15 protein-coding genes are annotated in these 18,128 nt (G+C 61.6%); 9 read left to right on the plus strand and 6 right to left on the minus strand.

What is annotated here, in order from left to right; genetic code table 11:
• Window positions 1–242: 242 nt before the first annotated feature.
• Entirely contained in the window at window positions 243–1,133 is an 891-nt protein-coding gene (locus tag ODQ19_RS12340) for a LysR substrate-binding domain-containing protein (protein WP_116665790.1), read from the plus strand.
• Here ODQ19_RS12340 and ODQ19_RS12345 read toward each other — a convergent pair.
• Window positions 1,109–1,963, minus strand: a complete 855-nt coding sequence (locus tag ODQ19_RS12345) for a LysR substrate-binding domain-containing protein (RefSeq protein WP_330210162.1) — start codon at window positions 1,961–1,963, stop codon at window positions 1,109–1,111. The genes ODQ19_RS12340 and ODQ19_RS12345 overlap by 25 nt on opposite strands.
• Window positions 1,964–2,075: 112 nt before the next feature.
• On the opposite strand from ODQ19_RS12345, the gene ODQ19_RS12350 reads away from it, so the two are divergent.
• The 3 genes from ODQ19_RS12350 to ODQ19_RS12360 all read left to right on the plus strand — a co-directional run bounded on the left by ODQ19_RS12350 (window position 2,076) and on the right by ODQ19_RS12360 (window position 4,797).
• On the plus strand, window positions 2,076–3,200 hold the full coding sequence (locus ODQ19_RS12350; protein WP_330210163.1) for a 2-aminoethylphosphonate--pyruvate transaminase: 1,125 nt from the start codon (window positions 2,076–2,078) through the stop codon (window positions 3,198–3,200).
• A 100-nt stretch (window positions 3,201–3,300) separates the two neighbouring features.
• On the plus strand, window positions 3,301–4,128 hold the full coding sequence (gene phnX / locus ODQ19_RS12355; protein ID WP_330210164.1) for a phosphonoacetaldehyde hydrolase: 828 nt from the start codon (window positions 3,301–3,303) through the stop codon (window positions 4,126–4,128).
• Between the two features lie 114 nt (window positions 4,129–4,242).
• Window positions 4,243–4,797 carry a cytochrome b gene (locus tag ODQ19_RS12360; protein ID WP_330210165.1) on the plus strand — a complete coding sequence of 185 codons (555 nt, stop codon included), beginning with the start codon at window positions 4,243–4,245 and terminating at the stop codon, window positions 4,795–4,797.
• A gap of 151 nt (window positions 4,798–4,948) precedes the next feature.
• Here the strand turns inward: ODQ19_RS12360 and ODQ19_RS12365 are convergent, their stop codons facing one another.
• Together ODQ19_RS12365 and ODQ19_RS12370 are read right to left on the minus strand one after the other, a co-directional pair.
• Entirely contained in the window at window positions 4,949–5,839 is an 891-nt protein-coding gene (locus tag ODQ19_RS12365; protein WP_330210166.1) for a 1-aminocyclopropane-1-carboxylate deaminase/D-cysteine desulfhydrase, read from the minus strand.
• A gap of 57 nt (window positions 5,840–5,896) precedes the next feature.
• The gene (locus tag ODQ19_RS12370; protein ID WP_330210167.1) at window positions 5,897–7,936 is read right to left on the minus strand and encodes an NADPH-dependent 2,4-dienoyl-CoA reductase; all 2,040 of its coding nucleotides are present in this window, start codon (window positions 7,934–7,936) and stop codon (window positions 5,897–5,899) included.
• A gap of 211 nt (window positions 7,937–8,147) precedes the next feature.
• On the opposite strand from ODQ19_RS12370, the gene ODQ19_RS12375 reads away from it, so the two are divergent.
• From ODQ19_RS12375 to ODQ19_RS12385, 3 genes are all read left to right on the plus strand, one after another.
• Window positions 8,148–9,278 carry a carbon-nitrogen hydrolase family protein gene (locus tag ODQ19_RS12375; RefSeq protein WP_116665783.1) on the plus strand — a complete coding sequence of 377 codons (1,131 nt, stop codon included), beginning with the start codon at window positions 8,148–8,150 and terminating at the stop codon, window positions 9,276–9,278.
• A 4-nt stretch (window positions 9,279–9,282) separates the two neighbouring features.
• On the plus strand, window positions 9,283–10,317 hold the full coding sequence (locus ODQ19_RS12380; protein WP_116665782.1) for an AraC family transcriptional regulator: 1,035 nt from the start codon (window positions 9,283–9,285) through the stop codon (window positions 10,315–10,317).
• 328 nt (window positions 10,318–10,645) lie between these two features.
• Window positions 10,646–11,650: a transketolase-like TK C-terminal-containing protein gene (locus ODQ19_RS12385; RefSeq protein WP_330210168.1), complete on the plus strand. Its 1,005-nt coding sequence runs from the start codon at window positions 10,646–10,648 to the stop codon at window positions 11,648–11,650.
• A gap of 55 nt (window positions 11,651–11,705) precedes the next feature.
• Here ODQ19_RS12385 and ODQ19_RS12390 read toward each other — a convergent pair whose 3' ends face one another.
• Window positions 11,706–12,176 (minus strand): MarR family winged helix-turn-helix transcriptional regulator, encoded by a 471-nt coding sequence (locus ODQ19_RS12390; RefSeq protein WP_330210169.1) that lies wholly within the window; start codon window positions 12,174–12,176, stop codon window positions 11,706–11,708.
• Between the two features lie 144 nt (window positions 12,177–12,320).
• Here ODQ19_RS12390 and aceE point away from each other — a divergent pair, with 144 nt between their 5' ends.
• The gene (aceE, locus tag ODQ19_RS12395; RefSeq protein WP_330210170.1) at window positions 12,321–14,981 is read left to right on the plus strand and encodes a pyruvate dehydrogenase (acetyl-transferring), homodimeric type; all 2,661 of its coding nucleotides are present in this window, start codon (window positions 12,321–12,323) and stop codon (window positions 14,979–14,981) included.
• Between the two features lies 1 nt (window position 14,982).
• Here aceE and ODQ19_RS12400 read toward each other — a convergent pair whose 3' ends face one another.
• Window positions 14,983–15,804, minus strand: a complete 822-nt coding sequence (locus ODQ19_RS12400; RefSeq protein ID WP_116665778.1) for a DUF2242 domain-containing protein — start codon at window positions 15,802–15,804, stop codon at window positions 14,983–14,985.
• Between the two features lie 82 nt (window positions 15,805–15,886).
• Window positions 15,887–16,792 (minus strand): LysR family transcriptional regulator, encoded by a 906-nt coding sequence (locus ODQ19_RS12405; protein WP_330210171.1) that lies wholly within the window; start codon window positions 16,790–16,792, stop codon window positions 15,887–15,889.
• Window positions 16,793–16,908: 116 nt separating this feature from the next.
• Between ODQ19_RS12405 and ODQ19_RS12410 the strand changes: the two genes are divergently transcribed.
• Window positions 16,909–18,090, plus strand: coding sequence for an MFS transporter (locus ODQ19_RS12410; protein WP_330210172.1), 1,182 nt, complete (start codon window positions 16,909–16,911; stop codon window positions 18,088–18,090).
• Window positions 18,091–18,128: the final 38 nt, after the last annotated feature.

Consider the following 18,128-nt stretch of genomic DNA (forward strand, 5'->3'; position numbering starts at 1 on the left):
GGTGTGAGTGTGCCGGCAGAATCGAAAGAAAACGCCTGTTGTTTTTATGGTTGAGCACTGCAATGCCGGGCCTTGAAGAGCGCGGTATTGGTCAGATGGGTGCGGTGTGCCTGCGCCCATGGCAGCCGTGGTTGTAGGACCCAACCTACGGCGACTGAGGTGCATCAAAGCAATGGCTGACTCATAGGTAAAATCGATTTATCGTATTTCAAATATAAGCTCAGCTTTTAAGAGGACGTGCCATGTCCGTTTCCCATGCCCAGCTCAAAGCCTTCCATGCGGTGGCCATTCACGGCAGTTTTACCGGGGCGGCCGAACGCCTGTTCCTGACGCAACCTGCGATTTCCGACCAGGTGCGCAAACTGGAAGAGCGCTTCGGCGTACTGCTGTTTCACCGCAACAAACGTTCGGTGCGCCTGACCGATCTGGGTGAGCGCCTGCTGGGTATCACCCAACGCCTGTTTGTGATCGAAGCCGAAGCCGAAGAATTGCTGCAGGATTCGCGCGCCCTGCTCACCGGCACCCTCACCCTGGCAGTGGATGCACCCGTGCACGTACTGCCGCAGATTGCGCGCTTCTGCCAGCGCTACCCTGGGATCAGCGTGAAGATCGAAACCGGCAACACCGATGAGTCGCTGTCGCGCCTTTACAACTACCAGGCCGACCTGGCGCTGTTGGGGCGCGATGTCGATGATGCGCGCCTGTTGTCACTGCCGCTGCCCGACGACCAACTTCTGGCTTTTGTCGCACGTGACCATGCCTGGGCCGGGCGCGAATCGATTTGCCTGGCCGACCTCGATAACACCCCGCTGGTGCTGCGGGAAACCGGCTCGGTCACCCGTCAGACCCTGGAGCAGGAAATGCGCCAAGCCGGCCTGCGCATTCGCCCGGCCATCCAGGTGGAAGGCCGCGAAGCCGCCCGGGAAGCCGTGGTGGTGGGGATTGGCGTAGGCGTGGTGTCGGCGGCAGAGTTCGGTGCCGACGCGCGGGTATACGCTATGCCGATCCGCGATTGCACACAACGCATGAAAGAAACCCTGGTGTGCCTGAAAGAGCAGAGTTCACGCCGCGTGGTCGCGACCTTCCTGGAGATCGTGCGTGAAAGCCTTCACGCCAACTCGAAAAACGCCTGAATCAAGCGCAGCGAGCGGCGCCGCTCCATGCAGCCGAGCATGTGCCGGTTCAGCAGGCCATCGCCCAGAATCGGTACCGCCTGTACACGCGGGTCCGGGCTGACCTCCATCGACGACACCACGCCCACGCCCAATTCTGCCGCCACCGCTTCGGTCACGGCTTCACGGCTGTCCAGTTCCAGCAGCACTTTGGGTTGCACATTCGCCGCAAGGCACGCGTCATCAAAAGTGCGACGGGTAATGGAGTTGGGCTCGCGCAGCACCATGATCACCTCATGCAACTGCGCCAACTCGATACCGTCAGGCTGCTTGGCCCACGGGTGCGCGGCCGGCACCAAGGCGCAAATTCGTGACTGGTCCAAGGGTTGCAGGTGCAGGCCATTGCGCGACTCCACCTCGGTGAGCACCGCCACATCCGCGTGTTCGGACAGCAGCGCCGCCAGGGTTTCCTGGGCATTGCCCAAACGCAGGTTCACGGTAATGCCGGGGTAGCGCGCGCGCAGGCTGGCGATCATCGGCATGACCAAATGCGGGCCATCCGCCGCCACTTCCAGGCGCCCGGTGAGCAACTGGCGGTTGGCCTCCAGCATGGTTTGCGCCTCGTCGACCAAACCGAAGATCGCCCGAGTGATAGCCGCCAGGCGTGCGCCCTCCTCGGTCAACTCCACCCGGCGTGCGGTGCGGCGCAACAACGGGATCTGGTAGTGCTCCTCAAGCGCCTTGATATGCCCGGTGACCGCCGGCTGGCTGATAAACAGCCGAGCCGCCGCGCGGGTAAAACTGCCCTCGCGGGCCACGGCATCGAATGCACGCAGTTGGAACAGGTTCATAGCTATCGGCCTCACTGATAGCTCGCATAACAACAAACAATTTGATTGATGACAAGCCAAACTGCAATTTAGGCGCCGTAGCTTGAACCCCGACACCTTGCGAGGATTTGACATGACCCCTGCCGCGCCGATCCTGTTGACCCCCGGCCCCCTGACCACCTCGAACCGTACCCGCCAGGCGATGATGGTGGATTGGGGTTCGTGGGACGACCGCTTCAACCAGCTCACAGCCAGTGTGTGCAGGCAGTTGTTGGCGATCCTCAACGGCGCCGAGAGCCACCACTGCGTGCCGTTGCAGGGCAGCGGCACCTTCGCCGTCGAAGCTGCGATCGGCACCTTGGTCCCTCGCAATGGCAAGGTGCTGGTGTTGATCAACGGCGCCTACGGCAAGCGCCTGGCGAAAATCTGCGAGGTGCTTGGCCGCCAATTCAGCATCTTTGAAACCGCCGAAGACGAGCCCACCACTGCCGCCGATGTGGATCGCCTGTTACACGCCGATGCCGCCATCACCCACGTCGCGCTGATCCATTGCGAAACCAGCACCGGCATTCTCAACCCGCTGCCGCAGATCGCCGAGGTGGTCAAACGCCACGGCAAGCGCCTGATCATCGACGCCATGAGTTCCTTCGGCGCGCTGCCGATTGATGCCCGCGAAATCCCCTTCGACGCGCTGATCGCCGCCTCTGGCAAATGCCTGGAAGGCGTACCGGGGATGGGCTTTGTCTTTGCCGAAAAAGCGGCGCTGGCTGCATCCCAGGGCAACTGCCATTCCCTGGCGATGGACCTGTTCGACCAGCACACCTATATGGCCAAGACCGGACAATGGCGCTTCACCCCGCCGACCCACGTGGTTGCTGCTCTGCATGAAGCGCTGTTGCAATACGCCGAGGAAGGCGGCCTGCCAGCCCGTCACCAGCGCTACGTGAATAACTGCCAGGCATTGCTGGACGGCATGGCCGAACTGGGCCTGCGCAGTTTTCTGCCGGCGGCGATCCAAGCGCCGATCATTGCCACCTTCCACGCTCCCACAGACCCGCGCTACCAGTTCAAAGACTTCTACGAACGTGTCAAGGCCAAGGGTTTCATCCTGTATCCGGGCAAACTGACGCAGGTGGAAACCTTTCGCGTGGGCTGCATCGGTCATGTCGACGCGGCCGGCATGCGCGCAGCCGTCAAGGCCATCGCCGAGGTGCTGCAAGAAATGTGTAGGAGCGAGCTTGCTCGCGAAGCGCGTTAACGATGACGCGGGCATCCTGAGTCAACGCGGTGCCTGGATGTTTTTCGCGAGCAAGCTCGCTCCTTCAGACATGAATGTCATTACCCACAGGATCTGAATCATGAACTATCAAAACCCCAACACCCTCCAGGCCGTTATCCTCGACTGGGCCGGCACCGTGGTCGATTTCGGCTCCTTCGCCCCCACGCAGATTTTTGTCGAGGCCTTTGCCGAGTTCGACGTTCAAGTCTCTATCGAGGAAGCCCGTGGCCCGATGGGCATGGGCAAGTGGGACCATATCCGCACCCTCTGCAACCAGCCGCAAGTTGCCGAACGCTACCGCCAGGCGTTCGGCCGCACGCCCACCGACGACGACGTGACCGCCATCTACCAGCGCTTCATGCCGCTGCAGATCGAGAAAATTGCCGAGCACTCGGCCCTGATCCCCGGCGCCCTCGACACCATCGCCGCCCTGCGCGGCCAAGGTATCAAGATCGGCTCCTGCTCCGGCTACCCCAAGCAGGTGATGGACAAGGTCGTGGCCCTGGCTGCCACCAACGGCTACGTCGCCGACCACGTCGTGGCCACTGACGAAGCGCCCAACGGGCGACCATGGCCGGCCCAGGCGCTGGCCAACGTGATCGCCCTGGGCATTGATGATGTGGCGGCCTGCGTGAAGGTCGACGACACCGTGCCGGGCATTCTCGAAGGCCGACGTGCCGGCATGTGGACCGTGGCCCTGACCTGCTCTGGCAACGCGCTGGGCCTGACCTACGAGCAATTCCGCGCCCTGGACACCGACACACTGGCCAGCGAGCGCCAGCGCATCGAGGCGATGTTCGAAGCTTCACGTCCACACTACCTGATTGACACCATCACCGATCTGCCACGGGTCATCAGTGACATCAACCAGCGCCTGGCCCGCGGGGAAATGCCGCAGGCCTACTGACCGAGGTCAAGACAACGGCATTGGCAACAAGCACAGCGCTCAAAACAGGCATACAGTTAATGCACTCCGTCGCTAAAGAATGGAGGTATGCCCTGATGAGTGAGGAACACAGCGATGCCGTGGAAAAATTCCGATTCACGCTACAGCACCATGTCGATTGCGCTGCACTGGTTGATGGTAGTGCTGCTGGCGGTGGTCTACGCCTGCATTGAACTGCGCGGCCAATTCCCCAAAGGCAGCGGTGCGCGCACCTTGATTGTTGAAATGCACTTCATGCTCGGCCTTACCGTGTTTGTACTGGTATGGCTGCGCCTGTTTGCACGCAGCCTGGGAGTGGCGCCGAAGATCGTGCCGGCACCGCCGCAATGGCAGAATCTGCTGGCGAAGCTGATGCACTGGGCGCTGTATGCGTTGATGATCGGGTTGCCGATTGCCGGTTGGTTGATCGTCAGTGCCAAAGGGCATTCGGTGATGTTCTATGGGATGGAATTGCCGCCGCTGATCGCGGAAAACAAGGCGCTGGCCGAGGAGATCGAAGGCTGGCATGTGCTGTTCGCCCAGGTCGGTTATTGGTTGATCGGGCTGCATGCACTGGCGGGCATCTTTCATCATTACGTGATGCGCGATAACACGGCGCTGCGCATGATGCCGGGTGGGAGGAGGCTTTAAGCCAACCCATTCATCGACTGAACTCAGGCCATCAGTTAAGCGCAACTCCCCTGGGGGAGCGAGCTTGCCCGCGAAGGCGGTGTGTCAGTCGCAGTATCTCCTACTGCACTACCGCTTTCGCAGGCAAGCCAGCTCCCACAAGGGGTTTGCGTCAGTCGCTGAAGCCTCGGCGGCCTTGCAGGCCGCCGGTGTGGATGAAGATCAGGCGCGTGCCGGGGCTGAAGCGTCCAGCCTCGATCTGCTGTTTCAACGCCAGCAGCGCCTTGCCGGTGTAGAGCGGCTCCAGCGGTAGACCGCACGCTTGTTCGGTGCGCTGGATGAAGTCCAGCAACAGCGGATCGACCTTGGCAAAGCCACCGCGACTGGCGTCCAGCAACGCATAACCGTCCTGCACGATCGCACTCACGTTCTGCGCCACACCGTGGTCATCCGGTACCGCCAGGGCGCCATACACCGGATGCGCACCCGCCTCCGCCATTGCCAGCCCCGCCACTGTCGTGCCGGTACCTGCCGCCAGCCACCAGGCGTCGTAATCGCTCCAACCGAGGCTGCCCAACTGCCCCCGCGCCTGCTCGACCAACACGCCACAGCCCTGCGCACCGGCCAGCCCCCCGCCGCCTTCGGGTATCGGATGAAAGCCCGGATACTGCTCGCGCCAAGGCAACCAGAAATCCGCTTCATGCCGCGCCCGATAACCGCCATAACCCAGCCAATGCAACTGCATGCCGAAGGCTTTAAGGTCGAGAACCGTGGGGGTGTCTTGAGGATGGCCCCGCAGCAGGCCGACGGTGGGGAAGCCAAAACGCTTGCCCGCCGCCGCCAGCGCATGCAAATGGTTGGAGTAAGCGCCGCCGAGACTCATCACCCCCGTGGCCCCGGCGTGTCGGGCCTGCGCCAAGTGCTTGGTGAGTTTGAACCACTTGTTGCCGCTGATCAGCGGGTCGATACAGTCCAGGCGCAGCACGGCCAACTCGACTCCGTTCAGCCAGTCCAGTTGCAAAGGTTCAAGGAGCGCGTGAGGAAGCCAGTCGAAAGGGCCCATCGGCAGGTATCTGAATGAAAAAAGGGGCGGTAGTCTACCACCGCCCCTCTTGACGCCTTACAGCTCGGCCGCCAGGCGCGAGCCCTGGTTGATGGCGCGCTTGGCGTCCAGTTCGGCCGCCACATCGGCGCCGCCGATCAGGTGCACGTTCTGGCCGGCAGCGACCAGGCCGTCGTGCAATTCGCGCAGCGGGTCCTGGCCGGCACAGATGACGATATTGTCTACCGCCAGTACCTGCGGCTCGCCCTCGGCGCCGATGCGGATATGCAAGCCTTCATCGTCGATCTTCAAGTACTCGACGCTGTTGAGCATCTGCACCTGCTTGTTCTTCAAACCCGTGCGGTGGATCCAGCCCGTGGTCTTGCCCAGGCCGTCGCCCACCTTGGAAGCCTTGCGTTGCAGCAGGAACACTTCACGGGCCGGCGCATGGCGCTCGGGTTTGATCCCGGCCACGCCGCCACGGGCTTGCAGTTGGGTGTCGATGCCCCATTCTTTCCAGAACGCCTCGCGATCCAGGCTGGTGGATACGCCTTGGTGGACGAGAAATTCAGACACGTCAAAACCAATGCCACCGGCGCCGATCACCGCCACGCGCTTGCCCACCGGCTTGCGTTCGAGGATCACGTCCAGGTAACTCAGGACCTTGGCATTGTCGACACCGGGAATCGCCGGGGTACGCGGTGCGATGCCGGTGGCTAGGATCACCTCGTCATAACCGCCCGCCACCAGTTGCGCAACATCCACACGGGTGTTGAGGCACAGCTCGACGTGGGTGGTCTGCAATTTGCGCTTGAAATAACGCAGGGTCTCGAAGAACTCTTCCTTGCCCGGCACGCGCTTGGCGATATTGAACTGGCCGCCGATCTCGCTGGCGGAGTCGAACAAGGTCACTTGATGCCCGCGCTCGGCGGCCACGGTAGCAGCGGCCAGACCCGCAGGGCCGGCGCCGACGACCGCGACCTTTTTGATCTGCTTGACCGGCAGGTAATTGAGCTCGGTTTCGTAGCACGCCCGTGGGTTGACCAGGCAGGTGGTGAGCTTGCCGCCAAAGGTGTGGTCCAGGCAGGCCTGGTTGCAGCCGATGCAGGTATTGATCTCATCGGCGCGCCCGGCGGCGGCCTTGTTGACGAACTCGGGGTCGGCGAGAAACGGCCGCGCCATCGAGACCATATCGGCGTCGCCTGCGGCCAGGATCTGCTCAGCAATTTCCGGAGTGTTGATACGGTTGGTGGTGATCAGCGGAATCTGTACCGAACCGCGCAATTTGGCCGTGACTTTACTGAACGCACCACGGGGTACCTTGGTGGCGATGGTCGGGATACGGGCTTCGTGCCAGCCGATACCGGTGTTGATGATCGTCGCGCCGGCCTGTTCGATGGCTTTGGCCAACTGCACGATTTCTTCCCAGACGCTGCCGCCTTCCACCAGGTCGAGCATCGACAGGCGGAAGATGATAATGAAGTTCGGGCCTACGGCTTCGCGTACACGGCGCACGATTTCCACCGCCAGGCGCATGCGATTTTCAAAGCTGCCGCCCCAACGGTCGGTGCGATGGTTGGTGTGGGCGGCGAGGAACTGGTTAATGAAGTAGCCTTCGGAACCCATGATTTCCACGCCATCGTACTCGGCGACCTGGGCCAGCAGCGAGCAGGTGACAAAATCCTGGATCTGCTTTTCGATGCCCTCTTCATCCAATTCCTTGGGCTTGAACGGGTTGATGGGCGCTTGGATAGCGCTCGGTGCCACCTGCTTGGGGCTGTAGGCGTAACGCCCGGCGTGGAGGATCTGCATGCAGATCTTGCCACCCGCGTCGTGCACGGCCTGGGTGACGATCTTGTGCTTGCGCGCCTCTTCTTCGGTGGTCAGCTTGGCTGCACCGGCGTACACGCCACCCTCGTCATTGGGGCCGATACCGCCGGTGACCATCAGGCCCACGCCGCCACGGGCACGCTCGGCAAAGTAAGCGGCCATACGCTCGAAACCGCCGGGCTTTTCTTCCAGGCCAGTGTGCATCGAGCCCATCAGGGTACGGTTGCGCAAGGTGGTAAAACCCAGGTCCAACGGGGCCAGCAGGTGCGGGTAGGCAGCAGCGGTCATGGTACAGCTCCACAACGGATCATCACGGGACGTGGCGCACTCGAATGGCGTGCCATCGGTTTATGTCCCACAGACTAAGAGGCGGTGGACCACGGCTCAATGACTGAAACTGACAAGTTATTGATCCAAATGCACAGCGCCCCTTGGCAAGCCACGCCATGGGCCCTACCCTAGTCGCGAACCCTGCACCTGGTCTGTTGTCTGTTGCCCCATGCGTAAACTTCTAGCGTTCACCGTCATCATGGCCCTGGTTGCCTCCCTCGCCGCGTACTTGGTCTGGACCCAGGAGCGCCCCGTGGCGCATTACCTGTCCGACCTGCGCATCACCCTCGCGGTCAATGAGGGCGAACCGGCCGACCGGGGCAACCTGCTGGGCATCCAGCCAGAGCTGTTCCCTGCCGATTACCAGAGCCTGGAACGCCTGCACCTGAAGCTGTCGGCCTACCTGCAAAACGCTCGGGACCTTGGGCTGATCAATGCCAAGACCGTTGTGGTGCTGCCGGAGCATATCGGCACCTGGCTGATGCTCGGCGGCGAAAAGAATGAGCTGTACCAGGCCGCTCACCTCAAGGACGCCATGAACTGGCTGTCGATCAGCAACCCGCTGCAATTTGCCAAAGCCTGGATCAGCGCCACCGGCGACAACCGCATGGACGATGCGTACCTGCGCATGAAAGCCCCGGCCATGGCCCGCGACTATCAAGTGTTGTTTGGCGGCCTCGCCAAAGAATTTGGCGTGACCCTGGTGGCCGGCTCCATCGCCCTGCCCAACCCAAGCGTGATCCAGGGCCAACTGGAAATCGGCCATGGCGCGCTGTACAACGCCAGCGTGGTGTTTGCCGCCGACGGCTTGCCGCTGGGCCAACCGCAGCGCCAGCTTTACCCGATCTACGATGAACGTGGCTTTATCGAGCCAGGCGATGAGCATGTCGTCAACGTTGTCGACACCCCCGCCGGGCGCCTCGGCATCCTGGTCGGCAGCGACAGCTGGTACCCGGACAACTACCGCAAGCTCAACGAGCAAGGCGCGCAATTGATCGCGGTACCCGCTTTTGTCACCGGCCGTGATACCTGGGAGCGTCCGTGGCGCGGTTTCAAGAGCGTGTCTACGCCCTCAGAAGTGAGCCTCAAGCCTGAAGAAACCAGTGAGGGCGCGGCCTGGCGTCGTCTTACCCTGATCAGCCAGCCACCTGTCAGCGAAGCCACCGCGGGCATGAGCGTCTTTCTGCGCGGGCAATTCTGGGACCTGGGCAGCGCCGGTCAAAGTTTTCTCAGCCGCAATGGGCAAGTCTTCGCCGATGGCGACGCCCGTGGTGCGCGCCTGCTGAATATCTGGCTGTAGCACCTTGAAGCCGGTGCGCCTGGGGGATCTGTCGGTGGGCTTCGTGCACACCCTGGCCGACGCCATCCACAGCCACGGCCTGGACCCACAGCCCCTACTGCTGCAATACGGCCTCGATCCAGCGCGCCTGGCTGAGGCCGGCGCACGCTTGTCGATCCCGCGCTACATGCGCCTGGGCCACGCGGCCATTCAACTGACCGGCAACCCTGGCCTGGGCTTGCGCATGGGCCAGCTCAGCCGCTTGAGCCAAGCCGGTCTTGCCGGCGTCACCGCAGCCCAAGCGCCCACAGTGCGCGAAGCGGCGCGCACGCTCACACGCTTTGAAGCGCTGTACGGCTCCAACTATCGCGGGCAATCAAGCTTTCATGAAGACGCTGAAGGCGCGTGGCTGCGGTTTTACTCCATCAGCCCCTATAACGCCTACAACCGCTTTGTGGTGGATTCGATCATCGCCGGCTGGCTGCAGCAACTGTCCGGCCTGGCGCAACAGCCGCTGCAGGCCCAGCGGATTGAAATCGAATTCGACGCGCCGGACTACCACGACCACTACAGGGTGCTGGGAGAGGGCGTGGTCCACTTCGGCGCCGAGGCCAATCAACTGCGCCTCAGCCAACCCACCCTGGCGCTGCGCAACCCACAGCATTGCCCAAGCACCTGGCACCTGTTGCTACAGCTGTGTGAAAGGGAATTAGAGCAGTTGACCCGCACCCGCAGCCTGCGCGAGCGCATTACCCGGTTGCTCGGGCCGATGCTCAATGGCGGCCGGGAACCCGACCTGGAAGAAGTGGCGGCACGCTTGAAGCTGCCAACCTGGACATTGCGGCGCAAACTGGCCGAGGAAGGCACGCAGTTTCGCGCGATTCTCAATGACACCCGTCGCGACCTGGCCATGACCTACATTCGCGATACGGAACTGGCGTTCGGCGAGATCGCCTACTTGCTCGGTTTTGCTTCGGCCCAAGCCTTCCAAAGGGCCTTCAGGCGCTGGAACAACCAGACTCCAGGGGAATTTCGCCGCAGTCAGCGACACTCCGCCTGAAGTCGGTGTTACAGCTCGGTGGCATCGTCGACAGGGTCCAGTGGCTCTAGCTCCAATGCTTGGTACTCCAGCAGTTCTTCCTGGTAATCGTCCATGGTGGACTCCTTTAAAGTTCAAAGCGGTTGCAGATTAATGACCTGCGAACCCAGCCTAAAGTGCCGTCATGACGAAAAAATGTCGACGTGATGACATTACTGCACTTGAAGGTTAAACGCGGCAGGCGCGGGATGATTTAGTCGCAGGGCCTTTTTAGGTGCGATTGCAATCATTGCAAATGCAATCATATTTCCAGTAGGGTACAGGCATCCGTTGAAAGGAGCTTCGACCCATGCCTGCTTCTACCGCGCATTCTGCGTACAGATGCATCGATGCACTCAACACCGCCACTTGCCCGGGCAGCTCGCCGTTGCATACGGTGATGAGCATGGCCGAGACCCTGGAATCGAGCCGGCACGCCTGGGTGATCCATGGCCAGTCATGCAGCCGCCGCGTGGGCAACTGGCCCATCTGGTTTGCGCGCGATAGCGGCGAAAAACCCCTGCTTTACCTGCACAGCGCCACGTCGTCCGCACAGCTGTGCGCCTTGTCGCAACAGACCGCCCAGCGTGGCATCTTGTGCAACGACATCGAAAACCATCCCTCTGCATGGCCCAAGGGCACGCACTCATCATTGCCGTTATGGCTGGCGACCCATCCACGCTGCACACCCTACGATCCCGCCTCGGGAGACGAAGCACGGGCGATTGTGCTGGCAGGGCTACGCACGCTGTACGTCGACGGCCAGCAGGGGTTCTATTATCTGGCGCTGCATGACCAGGACACCAACACGACACTGGCTGCCCAAGACCTAGAAGCTGCCCACAAAGGCATGTATCCGACCCAGCGTGGCCAAGCGGGAGATGTGCGCCTGCTCGGTGCTGGCCAGGCACTGGAAGAGGTCATGCACGCCGCAGCGTTACTGGAACAGGACTGGAATATGACGGCGCAGGTATGGAGCTGCCCCAGTTACACACGACTGGCCCGTGAGGCGGCGGCCACAGAGCGCTGGAACCGCTTGCACCCCTTGGCCCCCAGGCGAAGCTGCCATTTGCGTGATTGCCTGGCGGGGAATAGCGCACCCGTCATTGCCGTCACCGGTTATCCGCAGGTGATAGTCGATCAATTAGCCGCGCATGTGGATGCACGATTTATCGCCTTGGGGGCAGGCTCGGTGCAGGCGTGCGCGCCGAGCCGCTATTGGATTGTGGCGTCGGCGTTAAGAGCGCTGGCCGATGAAGGGCGTACCGACATGCAGCAGGTGGAAAACGCACTGCAGCGCTATCACCTGAAGTGAGCGGGAACGCAAATGCACAAGCAAGCCCCCGCCCACGCTGAGTCTTTTTTCGAACCTACGATTTACACCGGCTACGCACTTGCGCACCCGCATCCATCGCCAATCCCGCCGTGCGCTCCAGGGCATCGGCAAATGCCTGGCGCTGCTCGGGTTCAAGTTGTGACAGGAACAGCTCGTCCACAGTGCTTTCGTAGATCTTCCACATGTTCTTGCGCAGTGCTCGACCTGTGTCCGTGATCGAGGCAAACGCCGCACGACCGTCGCCGTCGGAACGGGAGCGCACCACCAGGCCATCTTTTTCCAGACGGTCCACCAGGCGCGTGAGGTTATAGCGCTCAATGGCCAGCACATCGGCCAGTTCGTGCATACGCCGGGTGCCGCTGGGCCCGCTTTCCAGGCCCCACAGCGCGTCGTACCAGGCGTACGGCGGCAGGCCCGCTGCAGCCAGCCGCCGCTCGATTTCACGGATGACCGTCCTGTGAGCCCTGACAAAACGGAACCATACATCCGGCTCTTTCGACGACATGCAACACCATCCGGGGAATTTCAAGAAGGTTGCAATAGTAGCTCATCCCGCGCTAGATTCTGACATGTCGTTGCAATTGCAATTACATTTGCATCTCTCCCACGAGGAGCTCGCTGCTTGAATCCGCCTACCCTGGAGCCTCACATGACCCCGAATGACCCAGTAAGACTCGACGATGATCCACAGGAAACCCGCGAATGGCTGGAGTCCATCGAATCGGTGCTGTCCACCGAAGGCCGGCCCCGCGCTCATTACCTGATCGATCAGTTGCTGGATTTCGACGTGGCGCGGCATGGTGACTTCTACGGGCGGGTGACCACCCCCTACGTCAATACCATCCCGGTCGAGCGCCAGTTGCCCTACCCCGGTAACCAGGCTATCGAACGACGCACCAACGCCTTTATCCGCTGGAACGCCATGGCGATGGTATTGCGCGCAGGCAAACACTCAGGCGTGGGTGGGCATATCGCTACTTACGCGTCAGCCGCCGTGCTGTATGACGTAGGCTTCGATCATTTTTTCCGTGGCCGAACCGACACATTCGACGGCGACCTGGTGTACATCCAGGGCCACTCCTCACCAGGCATTTATGGTCGCGCCTACCTGGAGGGCCGTATCAGCGAAGCGCAGCTGGATAACTTCCGTCGCGAGGCCGATGGCAAGGGCCTGTCCTCCTATCCTCACCCACGGTTGATGCCGGACTTCTGGCAATTCCCTACGGTATCCATGGGCCTGGGCCCCATCACTGCGGCTTACCAGGCGCGCTTTATGCGGTACCTGGAGTTCCGAGAACTCAAGCAGCATCAGGGTCGCAAGGTCTGGGCATTCCTTGGCGATGGCGAAATGGACCAGCCCGAATCCCTGGCGGCGATCTCCCTGGCGGGCCGCGAAAAACTCGACAACCTGATTTTCGTGGTCAACTGCAACCTGCAACGCCTGGATGGTCCGGTGCGCGGCAATGCCAAAGTGATCCAGGAATTCGAGAGCCTGTACCGCGCCGCCGGCTGGAATGTGATCAAGGTGATCTGGGGCGGCGGCTGGGACGCACTGCTGGACAAGGACCAGAGCGGCCTACTGCGCCAACGCATGATGGAATGCGTGGACGGCGACTATCAGAATTACAAATCCCAGAATGGCGCCTATGTGCGTGAACACTTCTTTGGCAAATACCCGCAGTTGCTGGCGCTGGTTGCGGACATGTCCGACGACGACATCTGGAAACTCTCGCGGGGCGGCCATGACCCGGACAAAGTCTACAACGCCTACGCCGCCGCGGTGCGCCACAAGGGCCAGCCTACGGTGATACTGGCCAAGACAGTCAAGGGCTTCGGCATGGGTGAAGCTGGCGAAGGCCAAAACATCAACCACCAGTTGAAGAAGATGGGGGCCGACGCGGTAAAAGCTTTCCGCGACCGCTTCGGCTTGGAGGTTGACGATGACCGACTCGAAGAAATCCCTTACCTCAAACCCGCCGTCGACAGCGAAGAGGCCCGCTACTTCGCCGCACGACGACAGGCACTGGGAGGCCATGTGCCGGCGCGCTACACCGGCACTGCGCCGTTGCAAATCCCCGCGCTGAGCGCCTTCGCCACTCAACTCAAAGACACCGGTGAGCGCGCCATCTCCACCACCATGGCCTTTGTGCGCATCCTCGGCACGCTGCTCAAGGACCCGCATTTGGGCAAGCTGATCGTGCCTATTGTGCCGGATGAGTCGCGCACCTTTGGCATGGAAAGCCTGTTCCGCCAGATCGGTATCCACTCCGCCGTCGGCCAGCTCTATACCCCACAGGACGCCGGGCAATTGAGCTACTACAAAGAGAGCAAAGACGGACAGATCATGCAGGAAGGGCTGAATGAGTCCGGCGCTATTTCATCTTGGATCGCGGCAAGTACGTCCTATAGCAACCATGGGCTGATGACCGTGCCGTTCTATATTTTCTATTCGATGTTCGGCTTCCAGCGCATCGGCGACCTGGCCTGGGCGGCGGGCGATGCGCGAGCGCGGGGCTTCCTGCTGGGCGCCACGGCCGGGCGCACCACGCTGATGGGCGAAGGCTTGCAGCACGACGACGGGCACAGCCATATCCTGGCCTCGGTGATTCCATGCTGCGTGGCCTATGACCCGACTTTTGCCTACGAACTGGCGGTGATTATTCGCGAGGGTATGCGGCGTATGTATGTCGAGCAGGAGGACATCTATTACTACATCACCCTGCTCAACGAAAACTATCCGCACCCGGCGATACCGGAAGGCGTTGAAGAAGGCATTCTCAAGGGCATGTATCCGCTGAGCACCCACCCGCAGGCAAAGGTGCAGCTAATGGGCAGCGGTTCAATCTTGCGCGAAGTGATCGCCGCAGCCGAGTTGCTCGCCAAGGATTTCGCCGTGCACAGCGATGTCTGGAGCGTCACCAGCCTGACCGAATTGCGCCGTGATGGGCACGCCGCCGAACGCTGGAACCTGCTGCACCCGCAAAGCGAGCCGCGCCGAAGCTACGTCGAAACCTGCCTCGCCGGGAGAACCGGAGCCGTGGTGGTGGCCACGGACTACATGAAGTTGTTCGCCGACCAGATTCGCCCCTTCGTGCATGGCCGCCGTTTTGTCGCACTGGGCACTGACGGTTTTGGTCAATCGGACACCCGCGAAACATTGCGCGAGTTCTTCGAGGTAGACCGGCACTTTATCGCTTTAGCGACCTTGAAGGCGTTGGCAGATGACGGTGTGATAGGTCGTGAAAAAGTCGTCGAAGCTATCAGCCGCTACGGGATCAACGTCGACAAGGCAGATCCCGTAGCGGTCTGAGTCACTGTGCAGGCGCTGGCAAGGGCGGTATTGCCTCTGTCGGCGCAGGCAGGCTGGGATTGGTCGGCGCAGGCGCAGGCTCGGTTGCTGGCGTCGAGGCCGGCGCAGGTTGCGGGTTCGCCTCTGGGGCCGGCGCGATCGGCGCGGCCTCAGGTGGCGGTGCAAGCGGTTGCGCTGCGGCAGGCTGCGGTGTGTCCTGCGGCGCCTCGACCTTCTCGGCTGCCGGAGCGGCCTTGGGTTCAGGCACGCCCAGGTCAGCCTTGGGCTGCTCGGGTATATGCTCGGCCTGCTTGACCTCCTGCGGCAGGAACACATCCACCAGCGCAAAGTAACGCTCGTAGAACTTCGGTGCCGAGACGGTCTCGCTTGCCACCTTCACCATCGAGTCGTCGGTGGAGCCAATCGGCATCGACACCGAGCCCAGCACGCCCACACCGAGACTCGCGGAGTTGTTGACCTTCTTCAGCGCATAGCGATCCTGCAAGGCGTTGGCAAACATCGTCGAATGATTGCTGCCCTTGCCATCAGCAGCGCACACCACATTGAAACTGATCTGCAGGTGGGTCTCGCCGGTCTGCTGGAAGCTCTTGTTGCCGGCCACCAATTTGGGATCGCTGCTGGTGATGATGTAGCCCTGACTCAGCAGGGCACGGCGCGCAGCTTCACAGGCCGCCACATCGCTGACCGGGTAATCGCGGGAAAACGTACCGGAATCGTCGAAATTCTCATGTTCATAGATAGCGGTCTTGGGTGACGAGCAGCCCGCGGCGCCCGCCAGCACCAGCGCCACCCCGAGAGTGCGCAAGTGAAATGATGTCGACATTGAAAATCCTGAAGAAAACGGTCCGGACGGTATTGTGCAACAGAACGCGACATTGAAGCGCGATTCCTGTCGGTAAAACATCTCAAGCTTGGACAGCAGTGTCAGTAGGAAAAAGCCCGGCGCGCATATGATCGATAAAGGCCCGCAGCTTGGCCGACGCATGGCGACTGGCTGGCCACAGCAACCAGAAACTGCCGCGATGCTCGAGGTGCTCATCCAGCACCCGCCGCAACTGCCCTTGCCGTACGGCCTGGTTGACCATGTAGTCCGGCAGGCACGCAATGCCCAGACCTTCCTGCACCACATGATTGAGGGATTCGATGGTGGTGCTGACCAGCGGTGCACGCAAATTAAGCTCTGCGGTTCCAGGCACGTGGCGCAGCGGCCAGGGCTCCAGCTTGCCGGTGGCGCAGAATTTGTGCCGCAGGCAGGCGTGATGATTCAGGTCCTGTGGCCGATGGGGGGTGCCGTGCTGGTCGAAGTAGCCGGGCGTACCGACGAGGACCAACTGGTAATGCCCTAGATGGCGTGCCATCAAGCGCGAATCTTCTGGCTTGCCGGTGCGAATCACCGCGTCGAAGCCCTCCTCGATCACGTCCACCATGCGGTCGGAAAAATCCACATCCAACTCAATGTCCGGATAAGCACGCATAAAGTCGCTGATCACCGGCATCAGCAACCCGCGCACTTGGGGCACACTGATCCGCAGCTTGCCGCGAGGGCTGGCAGTGACCTCAGTCAACTCCTGTTCGGCCGCTTCCAATTCCGCCAGGATCCGCCGCGAACGCTCCAGGAACAGCGCGCCCTCGCTGGTCAGGGTGATGCTGCGGGTGCTGCGATGAAACAACCTGACGCCCAGACGCTCTTCCATCCGCGCGATGCTTTTACCCACCGCCGACGATGACACGCCCAAGACGCGGCCCGCAGCGGTAAAGCTAAGGGTTTGCGCGACCTGCACAAAAACCGAGAGGCTGCCCAGATTGTCCATGGTGATGCCTTTGCCGATTACGGATATCAACGTCCGATAAGTTCGGAACCTTAGCCTGTTTTTCCGCACTTCGCAGCCCCCTACCCTGGCTCCTTGCTCTTTCAAGGAGAAACCTCATGAACGACAGTCCCCTATTGGTCGACACAGCACCCCGCGCTGAGCCCCTGCCGCTGGCCGGTCTGCTGGCGTTGGCCTGCGCCGGCTTTATCACCATCCTCACCGAGGCAATGCCCGCCGGCTTGTTACCGCAAATCAGTGCTGGGCTTGGGGTCTCCCAGGCCCTGGTCGGGCAACTGGTGACCCTCTATGCGCTCGGCTCGTTGCTTGCCGCTATCCCGCTGACATTGCTGACCCGGGGTTGGCGCCGGCGGCCGTTGCTGTTGATCGCCATCGGCGGCTTTGCCTTGGTTAACAGCATCACCGCGTTCTCCAGCCACTATGGCTTGACCTTGGCTGCGCGATTTTTCGCCGGTGTATTCGCTGGCTTGCTGTGGGCCTTGCTGGCAGGCTACGCCAGCCGTATGGTCGCGCCCCACCTGCAGGGTCGGGCGATTGCCGTGGCCATGCTCGGAGCGCCGCTGGCCTTGTCCCTCGGCGTACCCGCCGGCACCCTGCTGGGTACGCTTGTCGGATGGCGCGCCAGTTTCGCCATCATGACCGGCCTGACCCTGTTACTGCTGGTATGGGCGCGTTGGCAACTGCCGGATTTTGCTGGTGAACCGCCAAGCAAACGCCTCGGCTTACGTCAGGTGCTGGCGTTGCCAGGCATCCGGCCGGTGCTCTGGGTGACCTTTACCTACGTGCTGGCCCATAACATTCTCTATACCTACATCGCCCCTTTGCTGGTGCCCTCTGGTATCGGCAACGACATCGACCGGGTATTGCTGGTGTTCGGGCTGATGGCGCTGCTGAGTATCTGGCTGGTGGGCATGTGGATTGACCAACACCTGCGGCTATTGACCTTCGTCAGTTGCGCGCTGTTCGCCGTGGCCGCCCTGCTACTGGGCCTGTGGATCGATTCGGCAGCAGTCCTCTACACCAGCGTAGCGTTATGGGGGCTGGCCTTCGGTGGCCTACCGGCGCTATTGCAAACCGCGCTGGCCAAGTCGGCTGGCAACTCGGCCGATGCCGCTCAATCGATGCTGGTTACGGTATGGAACCTGGGCATCGCCGGAGGTGGATTAGCGGGCGGGCTCTTGCTCGAACGTTGGGGCGTCGTGGTGTTTCCATGGGCCGTTCTAGGTTTAATCGTGTTGGCGCTGGGCGCAATCCGGGGCAAAGCGCTGCCCGCGCGATGACAAGTTTGTTTACAACTTATTCCTCACCTTCCTATCAT

The sequence above is a fragment of the Pseudomonas sp. AM4(2022) genome (genome assembly GCF_036346515.1).
Classification (GTDB): domain Bacteria; phylum Pseudomonadota; class Gammaproteobacteria; order Pseudomonadales; family Pseudomonadaceae; genus Aquipseudomonas; species Aquipseudomonas paracarnis.

Excerpts from the sequence above, each read along its gene's own strand:
- ODQ19_RS12405 (WP_330210171.1), bottom strand. The coding sequence starts at position 16,792 with ATGGACAATCTGGGCAGCCTCTCGGTTTTTGTGCAGGTCGCGCAAACC.
- ODQ19_RS12365 (WP_330210166.1), bottom strand. The coding sequence starts at position 5,839 with ATGGGCCCTTTCGACTGGCTTCCTCACGCGCTCCTTGAACCTTTGCAA.
- ODQ19_RS12360 (WP_330210165.1), top strand. The coding sequence starts at position 4,243 with ATGCCGTGGAAAAATTCCGATTCACGCTACAGCACCATGTCGATTGCG.
- ODQ19_RS12345 (WP_330210162.1), bottom strand. The coding sequence starts at position 1,963 with ATGAACCTGTTCCAACTGCGTGCATTCGATGCCGTGGCCCGCGAGGGC.
- ODQ19_RS12385 (WP_330210168.1), top strand. The coding sequence starts at position 10,646 with ATGCCTGCTTCTACCGCGCATTCTGCGTACAGATGCATCGATGCACTC.
- aceE (WP_330210170.1), top strand. The coding sequence starts at position 12,321 with ATGACCCCGAATGACCCAGTAAGACTCGACGATGATCCACAGGAAACC.
- ODQ19_RS12390 (WP_330210169.1), bottom strand. The coding sequence starts at position 12,176 with ATGTCGTCGAAAGAGCCGGATGTATGGTTCCGTTTTGTCAGGGCTCAC.
- ODQ19_RS12340 (WP_116665790.1), top strand. The coding sequence starts at position 243 with ATGTCCGTTTCCCATGCCCAGCTCAAAGCCTTCCATGCGGTGGCCATT.
- ODQ19_RS12375 (WP_116665783.1), top strand. The coding sequence starts at position 8,148 with ATGCGTAAACTTCTAGCGTTCACCGTCATCATGGCCCTGGTTGCCTCC.
- ODQ19_RS12410 (WP_330210172.1), top strand. The coding sequence starts at position 16,909 with ATGAACGACAGTCCCCTATTGGTCGACACAGCACCCCGCGCTGAGCCC.
- ODQ19_RS12350 (WP_330210163.1), top strand. The coding sequence starts at position 2,076 with ATGACCCCTGCCGCGCCGATCCTGTTGACCCCCGGCCCCCTGACCACC.
- phnX (WP_330210164.1), top strand. The coding sequence starts at position 3,301 with ATGAACTATCAAAACCCCAACACCCTCCAGGCCGTTATCCTCGACTGG.
- ODQ19_RS12370 (WP_330210167.1), bottom strand. The coding sequence starts at position 7,936 with ATGACCGCTGCTGCCTACCCGCACCTGCTGGCCCCGTTGGACCTGGGT.
- ODQ19_RS12400 (WP_116665778.1), bottom strand. The coding sequence starts at position 15,804 with ATGTCGACATCATTTCACTTGCGCACTCTCGGGGTGGCGCTGGTGCTG.